Below are 16,617 nucleotides of genomic sequence, written 5' to 3' on the forward strand. Positions count from 1 at the left end.
ACTCAAATTTTCAAGATTAAATAACTGTATCAAAGCCATCTGATTTAGGTGGAGAAGCTGCTTTTTTCATAAGTACTTCCCATAAGTGTACGGATTTCTTCCATTCTACCGTAGCCTGCCCCTGTTGATACATAGCGTTCTCATAACTGGCAGTAAGTTGTTGCATATCGGCCGAGTTGTAAAGTGTATCGATATGGAGAGCGTATTCTCGGAATGTTTGACTTTCACCCCGTGGTATGCCAATTCTCGCAAATTGTTTTAAAAGTGCACCGTAAGCTTTTTGATAAACAGCATCATCTTTTCGGTATTTATAGAAATGAATAATAAGAAATGTCATCCATTTCATTCTAGTGGTGAAGAGAATGTATCCTATAATACTAATTAGTATCGTAGAGAGGAATACGTACCACCAAGAAAAACTAGTTTTAGAATTTGTGACCTTTTTAGTAGAAGCTTCTTCTGTATTTTCAATTAAACTTTTAAGTTTTGCTTCATTATTTCGTTGTTGTATTTGCTCGTTATTAGAATTATTTGCTTCGCTATTTTGTGAAATAGGAGCAGGCGTATTATTTATAAAATTATAGGGATTAGTAAATCCTTTTGTCGGTTCGAATGGAATCCATCCGTATTCTGGGAAATATACTTCGACCCAAGAGTGTGCGTTATCGTTCGTGATTGTATAAACATCCTCACCTTCTGCAGAGGCAAGTGTATTGTCAAGAGTTCCTTCTGTATAGCCTTTCACCCAGCGAGCTGGAATCCCGGCAGAACGAAGTAGTACAATCATAGACGTCGAAAAATTATTACAGTAGCCGCTTTTTGTATCGAAAAGGAATTGATCTACATAATCTTGGCTTTTGGCAGGGAATGAGACATTCGTTGATTCGTATGTAAAAGAGTTGTCTGTGAAGTAATTTTCAATAGCTAATACTTTATCATATCGGTTGTCTTTATCATTTGTAAGATTGATAGCCAAGTCTTTTACGCGCTGTGGTAATGACTCGGGAAGTTGTGTGTACTTTGTCATAAAATAAGGATTTGTTTCTTGACCTTCATTTGTTTTTACAGCTTTCAAGTTTTTTATGGAAAACTCAGGGATCTCATATGTTACTTTATACGAATGTAAAGTAGTAGAAGAGTCTCCATTCATTGTATAAATTTTTTCTGAAAACGGGTCAACACTGTATGATACATCAGAAGAAGCTTCAACTGTTACTAATCCTGCTGGATAGGTAAGGTGAGGGTAACTTTTTTGCATGGTAATTGTTGCCTCAGTAGTTTCTGTTTTTGTATTTTGTTCGTACCAGCTTACGACGTCGTTTTTATTTTTAAAAGAAACCTTTTTCGGATTTTCAGAAACCTCCCAGCCTTTTCCGGTATAAAAATCTTTCGTTTCGACTCTCCAATATTGTTTGTTTTGCGTTCGTGCTGTGAAAACAATTGTAGGATCCGCCTTAAAAGGACCACCTAATCGTGAGTCATCTAAACCATACCCAATTGTAGAAACTTTTTTTTCTTTACTTGCTTCAGATGTGTTGAATTTTAAGAAATCCATTGGGTTTGGCCATTGAGGGCCAAATTTTGGAGCAAAGTATGCGATGATTGCTAATAATACAATAAATATTGTAAGTGGTCTAAGTAATTTTGAGATTTCCCTAGCATAATTTTGTAAGTGTTCACGTTCTTTTATTCGTTCTACTTGAAGAAGACTAAGCATAAAAAAGCCGATGACAACAGTACGAATAATAGCGTAGTTTGCATTGTATAAATGTAAGTTATGAAAAGTTGCGATATAAATAATAGTCAATACAAGAAATAGAAACCCACGTTTTTTATGAATAATCCAAAATGAAGTAAAAGAACTCAAAAACCAAAATGAGAGAAAAAATAAAACCGTCGGAAAAACTGGAGAAATATCTAGTAAATTCCCTTGGAAAAACAGGGAGGAATTTCGAAACATATCAGAAAAGAATGCTGTTAGCCAAGATGGATTTATAAAAGCATTTTTATAATATAGGGAATGAATGATAAATAGGACTGTGACAATTTTTATTGGAATCTGCCACCTCGTTTGAAAAAAAGAGAGAGCGAAGCAAATTCCTATAAATGTTACGAAAATATCTAATCTACCTACATTTGTAATACCTATAAGAGGTCTTAGCCATTCTAGTAAAAGAAGAAATACACATGCATGCATAAAGAATCTGTTCGTATCCCACTTGTATTTTGTTTGTAATGTTATCATTTGCTCACCTCAAAAAACACGTTTGTATAACGGTTTTCATAAACCGTGTTTACAAATATTTGTCGTTTTTTTAGAGTTTCTATTATACTGATTTCTCGGTGTGAAAGTTGATTCGCTTTTTCTTTCACGACAAAAACCATACATTTTCTATTTCTTATAGCGGCACAATCAGCCGCCTTTTGAATATCGGGAGAAAGATTACTGGTCACGAGTATAACCGTGACGGGCTCATAAATTTTTCTTAGTTCCATGTCTACACTCTGGGAGAGCGGGAATACACTGTCTGCTTGCACTTTTGCTAAATGACAAAGGATTTGTTGTAACTGCGTATCTCCATTGTCTAAAGGGAAAATAGTTTGTTCTTTTCCGATAGACACGAATGATGCTGGTGAATTTTGTTTCAAGACAGTCCTTACGATAGAGGCAGTAAATGTGACGACTGATTCGAATAGAGGAGACTCGGTTCTGTCTATGAATATCATGACATTATGGCTGCGCTGTTGTTCAAACTCTTTTGTCATAATAGTGTTTGTTCGTGCAGTTGCTTTCCAATCAATCCATGAAAAGCGATCACCAGGTTTATAGTCTCTGACACCGACAGAGATTGTAGAGTCTTTTGCTGAATTTATATTTGCTGAAAGCGCTCCTTGTTCGAAATGATTTTCCAATTGTCGATATGCTATATCTACATACTGGGGATAGACTAAAAATGTATCTGGAACTGAAAAAGTTACTTCTTTCTCTATCATGCCGAATAAATCGCCAGTTTTGACACGAACGCTTGAAAAAGTGTGCTCGCCTCTAGGGATTGTGTTAATAACATATTGAAACGAAATATTTCGTTTCAATCCTGGGAAGAGTACTACCTTATTCATCTTTGTTTGTTTACAACTTATAAATTGTGGTGGCAGTTCATCTTCTATAACTAAATAAAGTAAGGGAAAAGGAAATTTTCTTTTTATTGTAATCGTGCTTACAAATTGTTCTCCTACTACATATCCATTTTGGTTTGTTATTCGTTTTACTTCAGCGTCCCGTAAAGCGTAGAAGGGGAGTAGTAGCGAATAAAGAGCAATGGGAATTGTGCTGTAAAACAAAAACCAACTGACAAACCCTCCTTGAAGCATAGCGTACACAAATGTTAAGACTAGACATAAAGGGAGTAGCAATAACTTCATAACGTGATATAGCGCTCGCAGCATTCGTTTCATCAAGGGTTCATCGTCCTTTGAGTAGGCACGGTAGTTCGTGCAACGATTTTTCCGATAACTTGTTCTCCTGTTATTCCTTCAAATTTTGCTTCCATTTTTAGAATGAGTCTATGTGCTAAAACGTAAGGAGCTAAAAATTTAACATCGTCTGGAATAACATAATTCCTGCCATGGATAAATGCATAAGCTTGTGAAGCTTTCATTAAAGCAATCGAGCCACGTGGACTTGCACCTAACTGTATAGAACTGTACGTACGAGTCTGATTAACAAGCTTTACAATGTAATGCTTAATTGCTTTGTCCATACTTACTACCCGTACGCTTTGTTGTAAATAAATTAATTCTTCTATTGTAGTAATGGTCTGTAATTGAGAGAGTGGATTTGTTTTTTCCATCCGGTTTAAAATTTCAAATTCTTCCTCTGGTGTAGGATATCCCATTTTTAGTTTCAATAAGAAACGATCGAGCTGAGCTTCTGGTAGAGAATATGTTCCTTCATATTCGACCGGATTTTGTGTAGCCATGACAAAGAACGGTTTTGGTAAAGGTCTTGTAATGCCATCTATTGTAATATTGCCTTCTTCCATACATTCAAGTAAAGCAGATTGTGTCTTTGGAGATGTACGATTAATTTCATCAGCAAGTACAAAATTCCCCATAATTGGTCCAGGCTTGAACTCAAATTGGAGCTCTTTCGGATTATAAATAGAAACTCCTGTTACATCTGACGGCAATAAATCAGGTGTAAATTGAATTCGCTTATAATCAGCATCAATGGATTTAGAAAGGGCACGTACTAGCATTGTTTTCCCGACACCAGGAACATCTTCTAATAGCACATGACCTTCAGCTAAGAGAGCTGTCAAAGCTAAGATTGTTTCTTTTCGTTTTCCGACCATTATTTTTTCAATATTATTGATTATTTTTTCTACAGTGGGATGTAATGAATCAAGCTGGGGCATCGTAATCCTCCTAATGTTATTATCGTTTTCTAATCAATTTAGTGGACATATTTCTAATTCTATATGTAGATAGTAAAACTTCTACCTTAAATTCTGAGAATATTCAGATTATTTATTTCGATTACATCTAGTATAATTGTTTCCGTAACTAAGGGCAATACAGTAAATAATGATTTGTATTTTTATGTAAAATCAGACTCGATATAAAATAATAACATTGGGAAAAATTTTTTTACATACAATTTATACTCTTTTCCTTATGGCAGTTTTGAAATAATATCAAAACTCTTTTTCTTTTGCAAAATAGTCGATACCTCAAAATACCATTCTCCTAATAATTAAGATTAACCATAATCTTCACAACGGAACACAAGATTTTCTCACAAACTTATTTTCTACTGAATTTTTGACAATCTCTTGAACTGTGCGAAATGTCACATCTGTATTTTACAACCTCTCTTATAGTAAGGGTATGTAAGAGAGACGTATTAAAGGAGTGAACAGTATGAAGAAAAAAACTTCAGCACTAATGAGACGTTTAAAATATTTTTCACCAATAGATCGTTATAACGATAATCATACACAAGAAACATATGAAGATCGCGAATGGGAAAATGTGTACAGAAAGCGTTGGCAGCATGATAAAGTAATTCGTTCTACACACGGCGTGAACTGTACTGGTTCATGTAGCTGGAATATATATGTGAAAGATGGAATTGTAACTTGGGAAGGGCAAGAGCTTAACTATCCAACAACAGGTCCAGATATGCCTGATTTTGAACCACGAGGATGTCCGCGTGGAGCGAGTTTTTCTTGGTACATTTATAGTCCACTTCGTGTGAAATATCCGTATGTACGTGGTGTTCTTTGGAGTATGTGGCAAGAGGAACTACAAAAGCACAAGTCACCACTAGATGCTTGGAAAAACATTGTGGAAAACCCTGAAAAAGCACGTAAGTATAAGCAGGCGCGTGGTAAAGGTGGATTCGTTCGTGCGAATTGGGATGAAGTATTACAACTCGTTTCAGCTTCTCTACTTTATACAGTAATTAAATACGGGCCAGATCGAAATGTTGGCTTTTCACCAATTCCAGCTATGTCGATGTTAAGTCATGCTGCTGGTAGTCGTTTTATGCAACTTATGGGTGGGCCGATGCTTAGTTTCTATGATTGGTACGCAGATTTACCACCAGCTTCTCCGCAAATTTGGGGCGATCAAACAGATGTACCAGAAAGTAGTGACTGGTATAACTCTGGTTACATTATGACATGGGGTTCAAATGTACCGATGACGAGAACACCAGATGCTCACTTTTTAGCAGAGGTTCGATATAAAGGAACGAAAGTCGTTTCTGTCAGCCCTGACTTCGCTGAATCTACAAAGTTTGCGGATGATTGGATTAGTGTGAAACAAGGTACAGATGGTGCACTTGCGATGGCAATGGGGCATGTGATCTTACAAGAATTTTACGTAGATAATCAAGTGGAATATTTCACAAAGTATGCGAAGCAATATACTGATTTTCCTTTCTTTGTCACATTGAAACAAAAAGGAGATCAATTCGTTGCTGATCGTTTCTTAAACGCTGCTGATATTGGACGCGAAACGAAGTTAGGAGAATGGAAACCTGTTCTTTGGAACGAGAACACGAATGATTTTGCAACACCTCAAGGCACAATGGGCTCACGTTGGGATAACGAAAAGAAATGGAACTTGCGTTTAGAAGATGAAGAAACAGGTGAAAAGATTGATCCACGTCTTTCTTTACTTGGAATGGAAGAATCGATTGGAACGGTACAAATTCCGTACTTCTCTGATGATGGAAACAAAGTATTAGAACGTACAATTCCAGTGAAAAAGGTTATGACAGAAGAAGGCGAAGTGTTCGTTACAACTGTATACGACTTAACGTTAGCAAATTACGGAGTGAACCGAGGGCTTGGCGGACAAGAGCCGAAAGACTTCAATGATGACATACCGTTTACACCTGCATGGCAAGAGAAAATGACAGGAGTAAAACGTGAGCTTATTATTCAAATCGCTCGTGAGTTCGCACAAAATGCTGTTGATACGAATGGTCGCTCAATGATTATTGTCGGAGCGGGTATTAACCACTGGTTTAACTCTGATACGATTTATCGCGCTGTTTTAAATCTTGTTCTTCTCGTTGGAGCACAAGGTGTAAACGGCGGTGGTTGGGCGCATTATGTTGGTCAAGAAAAGTTACGACCTGCAGAAGGATGGCAAACAATCGCGATGGCAAAAGATTGGCAAGGGCCACCAAAATTACAAAATGGTACGTCTTTCTTCTATTTCGTAACAGATCAATGGCGCTATGAAGATACACCTGTTGGACATTTAGCATCACCAATTGAAGGTAACTCACGCTATCAACATCACGGTGATTACAATGTATTAGCAGCACGACTCGGCTGGTTACCTTCTTATCCAACATTCGAGAAAAATGGAATTGAATTATATAAAGAAGCTGTTGCTGCTGGTGCAACAACGCAAGAAGAAATCGGAAAATATGTTGCACAAAAATTAAAAGAAAAAGAACTGAAATTTGCGATTGAAGATCCTGATAATAAAAACAACTTCCCGCGCAACTTATTCGTTTGGCGTGCGAATTTAATTTCAAGTTCTGGTAAAGGGCATGAATATTTCTTAAAACATTTATTAGGTACAACAAACGGATTAATGAATGACGATAGTGATTCATTACGACCAGAAGAAATTAAGTGGCATGAAGAAGCACCAGAAGGGAAGCTTGATTTACTCATTAATTTAGATTTCCGTATGGCTGGAACAGCGCTGTATTCTGATATCGTCTTACCTGCTTCAACTTGGTACGAAAAACATGATTTAAGTAGTACAGATATGCATCCATTTGTGCATCCATTTAATCCAGCAATCGGTTCACCGTGGGAAGCACGCTCTGACTGGGATATTTTCACTTCACTTTCTAAAGCTGTGTCAGATTTAGCGAAGAAAATAGATCTTGAACCAATGAAAGAAGTTGTTGCAACACCACTTCTTCATGATACACCGCAAGAATTAGCGCAACCACTTGGCAAGATTAAAGATTGGAGTAAAGGTGAATGTGAACCAATCCCGAGTAAAACGATGCCACAAATTCATGTTGTTGAAAGGGATTATAAAACGATTTATGACAAAATGACAGCACTTGGACCAAATGCCGGAAAACAACCGATTGGTACGAAAGGGATCTCTTGGTCAGCTGAAAAAGAGTATGAGCAATTAAAGAGCAAATTAGGAGTTGTTCGAACGGATACTATTGCGAAAGGTTGCCCAGACATAAAAGAAGCAATCAATGCTGCTGAAGCGGTATTAACGCTTTCTTCTACAACAAACGGTCATATGGCAGTAAAAGCATGGGAAGCACTTGAAAAACAAACAGATCTAAAATTACGTGATTTAGCAGAAGAACGTGAAGAAGAATGCTTTACATTCGAACAAATTACAGCACAACCGAAAACAGTAATTACTTCTCCGGCCTTTACAGGTTCAGAAAAAGGTGGACGACGTTACTCACCGTTTACAACAAATGTGGAACGTCTTATTCCTTGGAGAACGATAACTGGTCGACAATCTTTCTACTTAGACCATGACATGATGAAAGAATTTGGTGAAACGATGGCAACATTTAAACCAATTCTGCAACATAAACCGTTCCGTAAGTCACGCCCTGAAGTAGAAGGGAAAGAGATTACACTAAACTATTTAACACCGCATAATAAGTGGTCGATTCATAGTATGTATTTCGATTCATTACCGATGTTAACGCTGTTTAGAGGTGGTCCAACTGTTTGGATGAATAAAGAGGACGCTGCAGAAGCTGGCGTTGCTGATAATGATTGGATCGAGTGCTTTAACCGTAACGGTGTTGTCGTAGCGCGTGCTGTTGTAACGCACCGTATACCGAGGGGAATGGCATTTATGCACCATGCGCAAGATCGCCACATTAACGTGCCTGGTACGAAATTAACAAGCACCCGTGGGGGAACGCATAATAGTCCAACCCGTATTCATGTTAAACCAACACATATGATTGGTGGATATGGCCAATTAAGCTATGGATTTAACTATTATGGTCCGACTGGGAACCAGCGTGATTTAAATGTTGTAATCCGTAAACTGAAGGAGGTAGATTGGCTTGAAGATTAAAGCGCAAGTCGGAATGGTAATGAACCTAGATAAATGCATCGGCTGTCATACTTGTAGCGTAACGTGCAAAAACACCTGGACAAATCGTCCAGGTGCGGAATATATGTACTTCAATAACGTAGAAACGAAGCCTGGAATTGGTTATCCGAAACAATGGGAAGATCAGGAGAAATATAAAGGCGGATGGGAATTGAAAAATGGTGAAATTCAGCTGAAATCTGGTTCGAAAATGAAACGTCTTATGAACATTTTCCACAATCCAGATCAACCAACAATTGATGATTACTTTGAACCTTGGAATTATGATTATGAAACATTAACAAATAGCCCGCAGCGTAAGCATCAACCAGTTGCTCGTCCGAAATCAGCAATTACAGGCGAATTTATCGACAAAATTGAATGGGGTCCGAACTGGGAAGATGATTTAGCTGGTGGACATATAACAGGATTACAAGATCCGAACGTAAAGAAAATGGAAGAAGAAATTAAAACAGATTTTGAAAACGTCTTTATGATGTATTTACCACGCATATGTGAACATTGTATGAATCCGTCTTGCGTATCATCTTGTCCATCTGGTGCGATGTATAAACGTGAAGAAGACGGCATTGTTCTTGTAGATCAAAATGCATGTCGTGCTTGGAGGTTCTGCGTATCATCTTGTCCATATAAAAAAGTGTATTTTAACTGGCAAACGAATAAAGCTGAAAAATGTACAATGTGTTTCCCACGTATTGAGGCTGGTATGCCAACAATTTGTTCAGAAACATGTGTGGGACGTATCAGGTATATTGGGGTAATGCTATATGACGCTGACAAAGTAAAAGAAGCAGCTTCTGTTGAAGACGAAAAAGATTTATATGAATCTCAGCTTACTGTTTTCCTAGATCCAAATGATCCAGAAGTAGCAGCTGAAGCGAAAAAACAAGGCATTCCTGAAGAATGGATTAAAGCAGCACAAGAGTCACCAATCTATAAAATGATTATCGATTGGAAAATTGCTCTGCCTCTTCATCCAGAGTACCGTACAATGCCGATGGTTTGGTATATTCCGCCGCTTAGCCCAATTATGAATATGGTGGAAGGGAAAGGCAGTAACTGGCAAGCAGAAGAGATTTTCCCTGCTATCGATAATATGCGTATTCCAATTCAATATTTAGCGAATTTACTCACTGCAGGAGATGAATCACACATTCGTCTTACATTGAAGAAAATGGCTGTTATGCGAACGCATATGAGAGCGCTGCAAATTAATAAAGAGCCAAATGAAGCTGTATTAAAAGAACTTAGTTTAACAAAACAGGATGTAGAAGATATGTATCGTCTTCTTGCTATTGCGAAATATAAAGATCGCTTCGTCATTCCGGGCACTCACCGTGAACAAGTGGCAGATTTATATAGCGAACAAGGAAGCTGTGGTTTAGCATTCGCAGGTGGTCCAGGCTCTTGTATGACAATTTCTTAAATAAAGGGGGCAGAAAATGATGAAACAAAGTTTACAAACTGCTTTTTCTTGTTCTTCTTTTCTTCTCTCCTATCCTGAACTAGGGTGGAGAGAAGCTGTAACTGAATTGCAAGAAGAGATTGAAACGATAGAAAAGGAAGAAGTTAAAGCATCACTTACAGCCTTTATAAAGCAAGCGCTACATAAAACGAATGATCAACTCATTGATAGTTACGTATATACATTCGATTTTGGTAAGAAAACAAATATGTATCTTACTTATATGAACACTGGTGAACAAAGAGAAAGAGGTATTGAATTATTAGAGTTAAAGCAGCATTATAAAAAATCTGGTTTTGAAGTAACGGATAAAGAACTACCTGATTATTTACCACTTTTTCTTGAGTTTTTTGCAAATGCAAATGAGCAAGACAGTGAACCAATTATGAATAAATACAAGGAGAATATACAAGCATTACACGTTCAGTTAAAAGAAGCAGGTAGTATGTATGAACCAATTCTTGCGGCTGTTCTACTCGCTATCGAAGCATGGGATGTACAGACAAATTAGAAAGGAGAGTTGTTAAAATGATGAATCAATTTCTATGGGTATTGTTTCCCTATATCATTTTTGCAATCTTTATCGGTGGACATATTTTTAGATACAACTATGATCAATTTGGATGGACATCAAAATCTAGTGAACTATTAGAAAAGAAAATGCTCCGAATCGGAAGTCTATTATTCCACTTTGGGATTATGTTCGTAATTGGCGGTCATGTTATGGGGATATTAATTCCAGAAGCTGTATACCGTTCGATAGGTATTTCTGAGCATACGTATCACATAATGGCAATTAGTTTCGGGCTTCCGGCAGGTGTTGCTTCTATCATCGGTTTAATTATATTAACGTACCGCCGCGTAACTGTAAAACGTATCATTGCAACGAGCACAAAGGGAGATTATATTGCGCTTATTTTATTACTTATCGTAATGTTAGCAGGACTTTCTTCAACATTTTTAAATATCGATTCAAAAGGATTTGATTATCGTACAACAATTGGCCCTTGGTTCCGAAGTCTCTTTATTTTCCAACCGAAAGTTGAATATATGACGGAAGTACCAGTATGGTTTAAAATTCATATTCTTGCAGGGATGGGTTTATTCGCAGTGTGGCCATTTACAAGACTAGTACATGTATTTAGTGCCCCAATTAAATATGTAAGCCGTAGTTATGTAATTTACAGAAGACGTATTCCTAATGAGTTGAAAAAATAATACTGCTGTAAACAGATAGGAGTTAGCAGCTAAAACGAAACGAGGTCTAATATGGAAGGCCTCGTTTTTGTTTATATAGGGAATAGCCGTTAATAAGTAGTTTAAATTGAAAAAAGATTAGCATCTAAATAAGATGCTAATCAATGCTACAAACAGAAGCAGAGCAATCTTCACAAGCAATTTCACATTTTAAAAATTGTAAATCGTGGATTGTAATCTTTCCTTTATGAATCGAAATTGTACCTTGCTTTTTTAATTCATTTAACATTCGATTTACACTTTCACGTGAAGTTGCACAGAAATTAGCAAGTTCTTGATTTGTTAATGGTAAATCGATGAGAATCCCATTTTCTTTTAATACACCGTAACTATTTGTCATTCGTATAAGAGTAGAGTACAGGGCACCTTTTTTGCCGTGTAATACTAAATCTCGGAACTTCGTTTGCATTCTTCTTAAATGTTCACTAATCCATTTCATAAATTCAAATACAAGTGCTGGTTTTTGGAGTAATGCTTTTTCTAACGCTTCACGCTTTATAACTCCTACTTCAACATCTTCAAGGCATTTTGAATTTAATAAGTATTTCGCATTGTCCGTGAATAATGTTAGTTCTCCAATAATGTCATATTCCGAACAAATTCGAAGTGTCAATTCTTGTCCGTCAGCACTTAATTTACTAATTTGTACTTTTCCTGAGTGGATGATATAGAGCTCTGTTGCCTCCATACCTTCTTGAAAAATAAAACTACCTTTTTTAATTTGCATTTTATATTCAACAGATGCAAGTAATTCTTTTAAATCTTGAGATAATGTCATACTGTTTGCCACAGTGATCACCTTTCTTCTTATAAGCAATACATTTCCTATTTTGAGTGTAAGTATGATGAAAATGCAAGAGCTATTTTAAAAATAAATTGAAATTTCAATGACCGTAAGGGGAAGAAATCTTCAGTTTTTAGTTTGAAAAATTCAATAGACAAAGTGGATGAGATTAAAGATGTGAACAAAATTCGAACGGATTTGTGAAGAATTTTTGAATGGGGAAAGTAATGTGAGAAAAGTCACATTGAATATGTAGCTTCTTTTTTATAATGAAGGCAAATAAAAAAATTGAAAGCTTACTAAGGATTGCAGCAGAAAAGAAGGGATATAGATGCATGAGAACATGAAAGATTCTTTAGAACGGCCACTTCAAGATTTACGTATTTCAGTTATTGATCGTTGTAATTTTAGGTGTACATACTGTATGCCTGCTGAAGTGTTCGGACCTGATTACGCTTTTTTAAAGGAAGAGCTTTTATTAACGTTCGATGAAATAGAAAGATTAGCGAGATTATTTATAAGTATGGGAGTCAATAAAATTAGGCTTACTGGCGGTGAACCTTTATTGCGTAAAGACTTACCGACGTTAATTGCAAGACTTGCAAAGCTAGAAGGCTTAAAAGATATTGGACTCACAACAAACGGTATTCATTTAGCAAAACAAGCAAAGGCGTTAAAAGAAGCGGGATTAAAACGTGTAAATATTAGTTTAGATGCGATAGAGGATTATGTCTTCAAAAAAATTAATGGACGAAATGTAAGCACAAAACCTGTATTAAAAGGAATTGAAGAAGCGAAGAACGCAGGGTTAGAAGTAAAGGTAAATATGGTCGTAAAAAAAGGAATGAATGATAGTCAAATTCTTCATATGGCTCGTTACTTTAAAGAAAAAGAAATTCAGCTCCGTTTTATAGAGTTTATGGATGTGGGCAGTACAAACGGCTGGAACTTTGAACAAGTTATTACGAAGGAACAATTAATAGAGAAGATTAATCGTGTATATCCGATTGAGCCTGTTAAACCTCGTTACTTTGGAGAGGTTGCGAAAATGTATCGATATGTAGGGAGCGATGCAGAAGTTGGATTTATTACTTCTGTTTCTGAGTCATTTTGTTCTTCTTGTACGAGAGCCCGTATTTCGGCAGACGGTAAGTTTTTTACATGTTTATTTGGAACAAAAGGAACGGATTTGCGAACGCTTCTTCGAGAAAATATTTCTGACGCCTCATTATTAAAAATTTTACAACATACATGGCGATATAGAACAGATCGATATTCAGATGAAAGAACAGTTGAAAGTACAAGTAAACGTCCAAAAGTTGAAATGTCTTACATTGGTGGATAGTGAAAGGCGGAGTTCTTATGCAAGAGCGTTATGCAAGACAAGTATTGTTTTCTAGAATTGGTGAAATGGGACAAAGAAAAATAAGAGAAAAGCATGTGCTCCTAATCGGTGCGGGTGCACTAGGAGCTGCAAATGCAGAAGCTCTTGTTAGAATGGGAATTGGGAAATTGACAATTGCTGACCGTGACTACGTCGAATGGAGTAATTTACAACGGCAACAGTTATATACAGAAGAAGATGCACAGCAGTGCAAACCGAAAGCAATTGCAGCGGCAGAGCATTTAAGAAAGATTAATTCTGAAGTGGAAATTGTACCAGTAGTATCGGATGTCACACTGCAAGAAATAAAAGAGTTAACAAAAGAAGTGGATCTCATATTAGATGCGACTGACAATTTTGATACGCGCCTACTTATAAATGACATTTCACAAAAAGAAAATATACCTTGGATATACGGTGGATGTATTGGAAGTTACGGTGTAACGTATACAATTCTTCCAGGGAAAACACCATGTTTTCGCTGCTTAATGGATCATCCTATGGGCAGTGCAACATGCGATACAGCAGGAATCATTCAACCGGCTGTACAAATGGTCGTTGCTCATCAAGTAACAGAGGCGATGAAAATATTGGTGGATGATTTCGAGGCGCTAAGAGGAACAATGTTATCATTTGATATTTGGAACAATCAATATCTCTCATTAAAAGTAAATAGACAGAAGAAAAATACATGTCCATCTTGTGGAAATACACGCACGTACCCAAGTTTAACATTTGAAGCACAGATGAAAATGGAAGTGCTATGCGGACGGAATACGGTTCAAATCCGTTCAGGGGTAAAACGTGTTCTTCATTTAGAGGAAGTTCAAAAACGATTACAAAAAAGTGTACTTGTCCAAAAAACGCCTTACTTACTATCATTTCTAATTGATGAATATCGTTTCGTTTTATTTACAGACGGTAGGGCATTTATTCATGGAACAAATGATGTGAAAATAGCAAAACGATTATACGCAAAATATATAGGATGAACAGAAAGAGAGTTGTCCCTTATTAAAACGAGGTGAAAAAGAATGTTAGAAAAACGTATACCAATTCCAGTGGCAGAAGCAGTTGCACGTGTAATGGAATATGCTTACCAAGGTGAAATAGAAAAGGTTTCTCTTATAGAAAGCTACGGTAGAACACTTGGAGAAGATGTTATTGCAGATCATGATGTCCCGCATTTCAATCGTTCTCCATACGACGGATTTGCGATTCGAGCAGAAGACACAAAAGAAGCAAGTAGCAGTAATCCCATTCTGTTTGAAGTGATTGGTGAAATTGGAGCAGGTTTTGTTTTTACAGAAGATGTGAAAGCATTTCAAGCTGTCCGTATTATGACAGGTGCGGCAATTCCTGCGGGGTGTAATGCAGTAGTTATGTTAGAGCTAACGGAAGGATTTGAAGAAAACGAAAAGACTTATATGAAATTGAAACGCTCCTTTGTTGCTGGGGATAACATTTCTTTTAAAAGAGAAGATGTAAAACAAAATAGCATTCTGGTGAAAAAAGGGACTGTTATTAATCCTGGAGTTGCAGCACTTCTTGCTACATTTGGTTATAGTACGGTATATGTTGTAAAACAGCCAGTCATTGGAATTGTAACGACAGGAAGTGAACTGCTCGAAGTACATGAACAATTAAAGCCAGGGAAGATTCGAAATAGTAACTCTTATATGGTAGCTGCTCAAATTGAACGAGCAGGTGGAATTGTACAGTATTATGGGCAATTCGCTGACAATTTTGAGACGTGTTATAACACTGTAAAAAAAGCGATAAAAGAAGTTGATATATTAATTACAACTGGTGGCGTTTCAGTAGGAGACTATGATTATTTACCGGCTATTTATGAGAGATTACAAGCTAATGTACTTTTTAACAAAATAGCGATGCGACCAGGAAGTGTGACAACTGTAGCTGAGTTAGAGGGAAAACTATTATTTGGTCTATCTGGTAATCCTTCTGCTTGTTATGTCGGATGTGAATTGTATGTTCGACCTGTCATTGGAACATACTTGCATAGGAAAGATCCGCACATATATCGTGCAGAGGCAATTTTACAGAAAGACATTTCGAAAGCAAATCCGTTTACTCGTTTTGTAAGAGGGAGAGTAGAAATTGTAGATGGGCAATTGCAAGTTACACCAGTCGGTTTAGATAAATCTAGCGCAATTTCTTCAATTGCAGAAGCGAATGCATTTATCGTTCTGCCGGGAGGAACGAGAGGATTTGAAACAGGAATAACCGTTTCGGTACTGTTATTAGAATCGAACGTCGGAAGTGAGTGGCCGTGGGAAGAGCCGCTTCGATCATACAAGTAATAGAAAAAGAGATTGCTAACTTATATAAGGATCAGAGGTGCAAGATGACACATACGTATTATGAAGTAATTGATACACCTATTTCAATTGAAGAAGTTACAAACAAAGTAATTCGTCGTGAGTGTGGTGCGGTTACTACTTTTATTGGTACTGTTAGAGAATTTACGAAAGGTCGACGTACACTTTGTTTAGAGTATGTAGCTTATAAGACAATGGCGGAGAACCAGCTTGAGAGAATTGGCACTGAAGTAGGAGAGAAGTGGCCAGGGACATATGTCGCTATTACACATCGCATTGGTACATTACAAATTTCTGATCTTGCTGTTGTTGTCGCTGTTTCTACACCACACCGGAAAGCTGCATATGAGGCGAACGAATATATTATGGAGCGTATTAAACAAATTGTTCCAATTTGGAAGAAAGAGTTTTGGGAAGATGGTGAGTCATGGATAGGTGATCAGTTAGAGAAGGTAACATATGCAAATGGTGAGCCTGGAAAGGAGAGGAGTATATGATTGAAGTACTATTATTTGCACATTTACAAGAAGAAGTAAGTAAGCCAGCATTACACATAGATTGTGAAAATATTACAGTTGCGAAGCTGAAGGAAGTTCTGATTAAGGAATATAATGTAGCAATTTCAAACGAGATTATGGTCGCGATAAATGAAGAGTATGCAAATGAGGATGACATCATTCAAGTTGGCGATGTCGTAGCAATGATTCCGCCAGTAAGTGGTGGTTGATTCTTTTCAGCC

General features: G+C 37.0%; 13 protein-coding genes. 9 read left to right on the top strand and 4 right to left on the bottom strand.

Going from position 1 to position 16,617, the window contains the following annotated elements; all coding sequences use genetic code 11:
• Positions 1-16: 16 nt before the first annotated feature.
• Genes ATL10_RS04620 through ATL10_RS04630 form a run of 3 tightly spaced genes read right to left on the bottom strand, consistent with a single transcriptional unit; the run spans position 17 to position 4,418 of the window.
• Positions 17-2,245 carry a transglutaminase TgpA family protein gene (locus ATL10_RS04620; protein WP_110496518.1) on the bottom strand — a complete coding sequence of 743 codons (2,229 nt, stop codon included), beginning with the start codon at positions 2,243-2,245 and terminating at the stop codon, positions 17-19.
• On the bottom strand, positions 2,242-3,456 hold the full coding sequence (locus ATL10_RS04625) for a DUF58 domain-containing protein (protein ID WP_097821811.1): 1,215 nt from the start codon (positions 3,454-3,456) through the stop codon (positions 2,242-2,244). Before ATL10_RS04625 ends, ATL10_RS04620 begins: the two co-directional genes overlap by 4 nt.
• Complete coding sequence (locus ATL10_RS04630) at positions 3,456-4,418, bottom strand: AAA family ATPase (RefSeq protein WP_001135807.1); 963 nt, start codon at positions 4,416-4,418, stop codon at positions 3,456-3,458. The genes ATL10_RS04625 and ATL10_RS04630 overlap by 1 nt, the downstream gene beginning before the upstream one ends.
• A 505-nt stretch (positions 4,419-4,923) precedes the next feature.
• Here ATL10_RS04630 and ATL10_RS04635 point away from each other — a divergent pair.
• From ATL10_RS04635 to narI, 4 genes are read left to right on the top strand one after another with little or no spacing between them, the layout of a single operon-like run.
• Positions 4,924-8,607, top strand: a complete 3,684-nt coding sequence (locus ATL10_RS04635; protein WP_090976296.1) for a nitrate reductase subunit alpha — start codon at positions 4,924-4,926, stop codon at positions 8,605-8,607.
• Positions 8,597-10,072 (top strand): nitrate reductase subunit beta, encoded by a 1,476-nt coding sequence (narH, locus tag ATL10_RS04640; protein WP_063547125.1) that lies wholly within the window; start codon positions 8,597-8,599, stop codon positions 10,070-10,072. The genes ATL10_RS04635 and narH overlap by 11 nt, the downstream gene beginning before the upstream one ends.
• 19 nt (positions 10,073-10,091) lie before the next feature.
• Positions 10,092-10,622, top strand: a complete 531-nt coding sequence (gene narJ, locus ATL10_RS04645; protein WP_063220184.1) for a nitrate reductase molybdenum cofactor assembly chaperone — start codon at positions 10,092-10,094, stop codon at positions 10,620-10,622.
• A 17-nt stretch (positions 10,623-10,639) separates the two neighbouring features.
• Complete coding sequence (narI, locus tag ATL10_RS04650) at positions 10,640-11,329, top strand: respiratory nitrate reductase subunit gamma (RefSeq protein ID WP_000981851.1); 690 nt, start codon at positions 10,640-10,642, stop codon at positions 11,327-11,329.
• A 136-nt stretch (positions 11,330-11,465) separates the two neighbouring features.
• Here narI and ATL10_RS04655 read toward each other — a convergent pair whose 3' ends face one another.
• The gene (locus ATL10_RS04655; RefSeq protein WP_000013866.1) at positions 11,466-12,158 is read right to left on the bottom strand and encodes a Crp/Fnr family transcriptional regulator; all 693 of its coding nucleotides are present in this window, start codon (positions 12,156-12,158) and stop codon (positions 11,466-11,468) included.
• 325 nt (positions 12,159-12,483) lie between these two features.
• Between ATL10_RS04655 and moaA the strand changes: the two genes are divergently transcribed.
• From moaA to moaD, 5 genes are read left to right on the top strand one after another with little or no spacing between them, the layout of a single operon-like run.
• Complete coding sequence (gene moaA, locus ATL10_RS04660) at positions 12,484-13,497, top strand: GTP 3',8-cyclase MoaA (RefSeq protein WP_000545008.1); 1,014 nt, start codon at positions 12,484-12,486, stop codon at positions 13,495-13,497.
• A 17-nt stretch (positions 13,498-13,514) separates the two neighbouring features.
• Positions 13,515-14,528 (top strand): molybdopterin-synthase adenylyltransferase MoeB, encoded by a 1,014-nt coding sequence (locus ATL10_RS04665; RefSeq protein ID WP_001158064.1) that lies wholly within the window; start codon positions 13,515-13,517, stop codon positions 14,526-14,528.
• A 42-nt stretch (positions 14,529-14,570) separates the two neighbouring features.
• On the top strand, positions 14,571-15,860 hold the full coding sequence (locus ATL10_RS04670; RefSeq protein ID WP_090976298.1) for a molybdopterin molybdotransferase MoeA: 1,290 nt from the start codon (positions 14,571-14,573) through the stop codon (positions 15,858-15,860).
• A gap of 44 nt (positions 15,861-15,904) precedes the next feature.
• Entirely contained in the window at positions 15,905-16,375 is a 471-nt protein-coding gene (locus tag ATL10_RS04675; protein ID WP_000149965.1) for a molybdenum cofactor biosynthesis protein MoaE, read from the top strand.
• Positions 16,372-16,605 carry a molybdopterin converting factor subunit 1 gene (moaD, locus tag ATL10_RS04680; protein WP_000573676.1) on the top strand — a complete coding sequence of 78 codons (234 nt, stop codon included), beginning with the start codon at positions 16,372-16,374 and terminating at the stop codon, positions 16,603-16,605. Before ATL10_RS04675 ends, moaD begins: the two co-directional genes overlap by 4 nt.
• Positions 16,606-16,617: the final 12 nt, after the last annotated feature.

The sequence above is a fragment of the Bacillus sp. 196mf genome, from assembly GCF_003217275.1.
Taxonomy (GTDB): domain Bacteria; phylum Bacillota; class Bacilli; order Bacillales; family Bacillaceae_G; genus Bacillus_A; species Bacillus_A thuringiensis_S.

Bases quoted from the DNA above. Each gene is read 5' to 3' on its own strand.
- ATL10_RS04620 (WP_110496518.1), bottom strand. From the start codon at position 2,245: ATGATAACATTACAAACAAAATACAAGTGGGATACGAACAGATTCTTT.
- ATL10_RS04625 (WP_097821811.1), bottom strand. From the start codon at position 3,456: ATGAAACGAATGCTGCGAGCGCTATATCACGTTATGAAGTTATTGCTA.
- ATL10_RS04630 (WP_001135807.1), bottom strand. From the start codon at position 4,418: ATGCCCCAGCTTGATTCATTACATCCCACTGTAGAAAAAATAATCAAT.
- ATL10_RS04635 (WP_090976296.1), top strand. From the start codon at position 4,924: ATGAAGAAAAAAACTTCAGCACTAATGAGACGTTTAAAATATTTTTCA.
- narJ (WP_063220184.1), top strand. From the start codon at position 10,092: ATGAAACAAAGTTTACAAACTGCTTTTTCTTGTTCTTCTTTTCTTCTC.
- narI (WP_000981851.1), top strand. From the start codon at position 10,640: ATGATGAATCAATTTCTATGGGTATTGTTTCCCTATATCATTTTTGCA.
- moaA (WP_000545008.1), top strand. From the start codon at position 12,484: ATGCATGAGAACATGAAAGATTCTTTAGAACGGCCACTTCAAGATTTA.
- ATL10_RS04665 (WP_001158064.1), top strand. From the start codon at position 13,515: ATGCAAGAGCGTTATGCAAGACAAGTATTGTTTTCTAGAATTGGTGAA.
- ATL10_RS04670 (WP_090976298.1), top strand. From the start codon at position 14,571: ATGTTAGAAAAACGTATACCAATTCCAGTGGCAGAAGCAGTTGCACGT.
- ATL10_RS04675 (WP_000149965.1), top strand. From the start codon at position 15,905: ATGACACATACGTATTATGAAGTAATTGATACACCTATTTCAATTGAA.
- moaD (WP_000573676.1), top strand. From the start codon at position 16,372: ATGATTGAAGTACTATTATTTGCACATTTACAAGAAGAAGTAAGTAAG.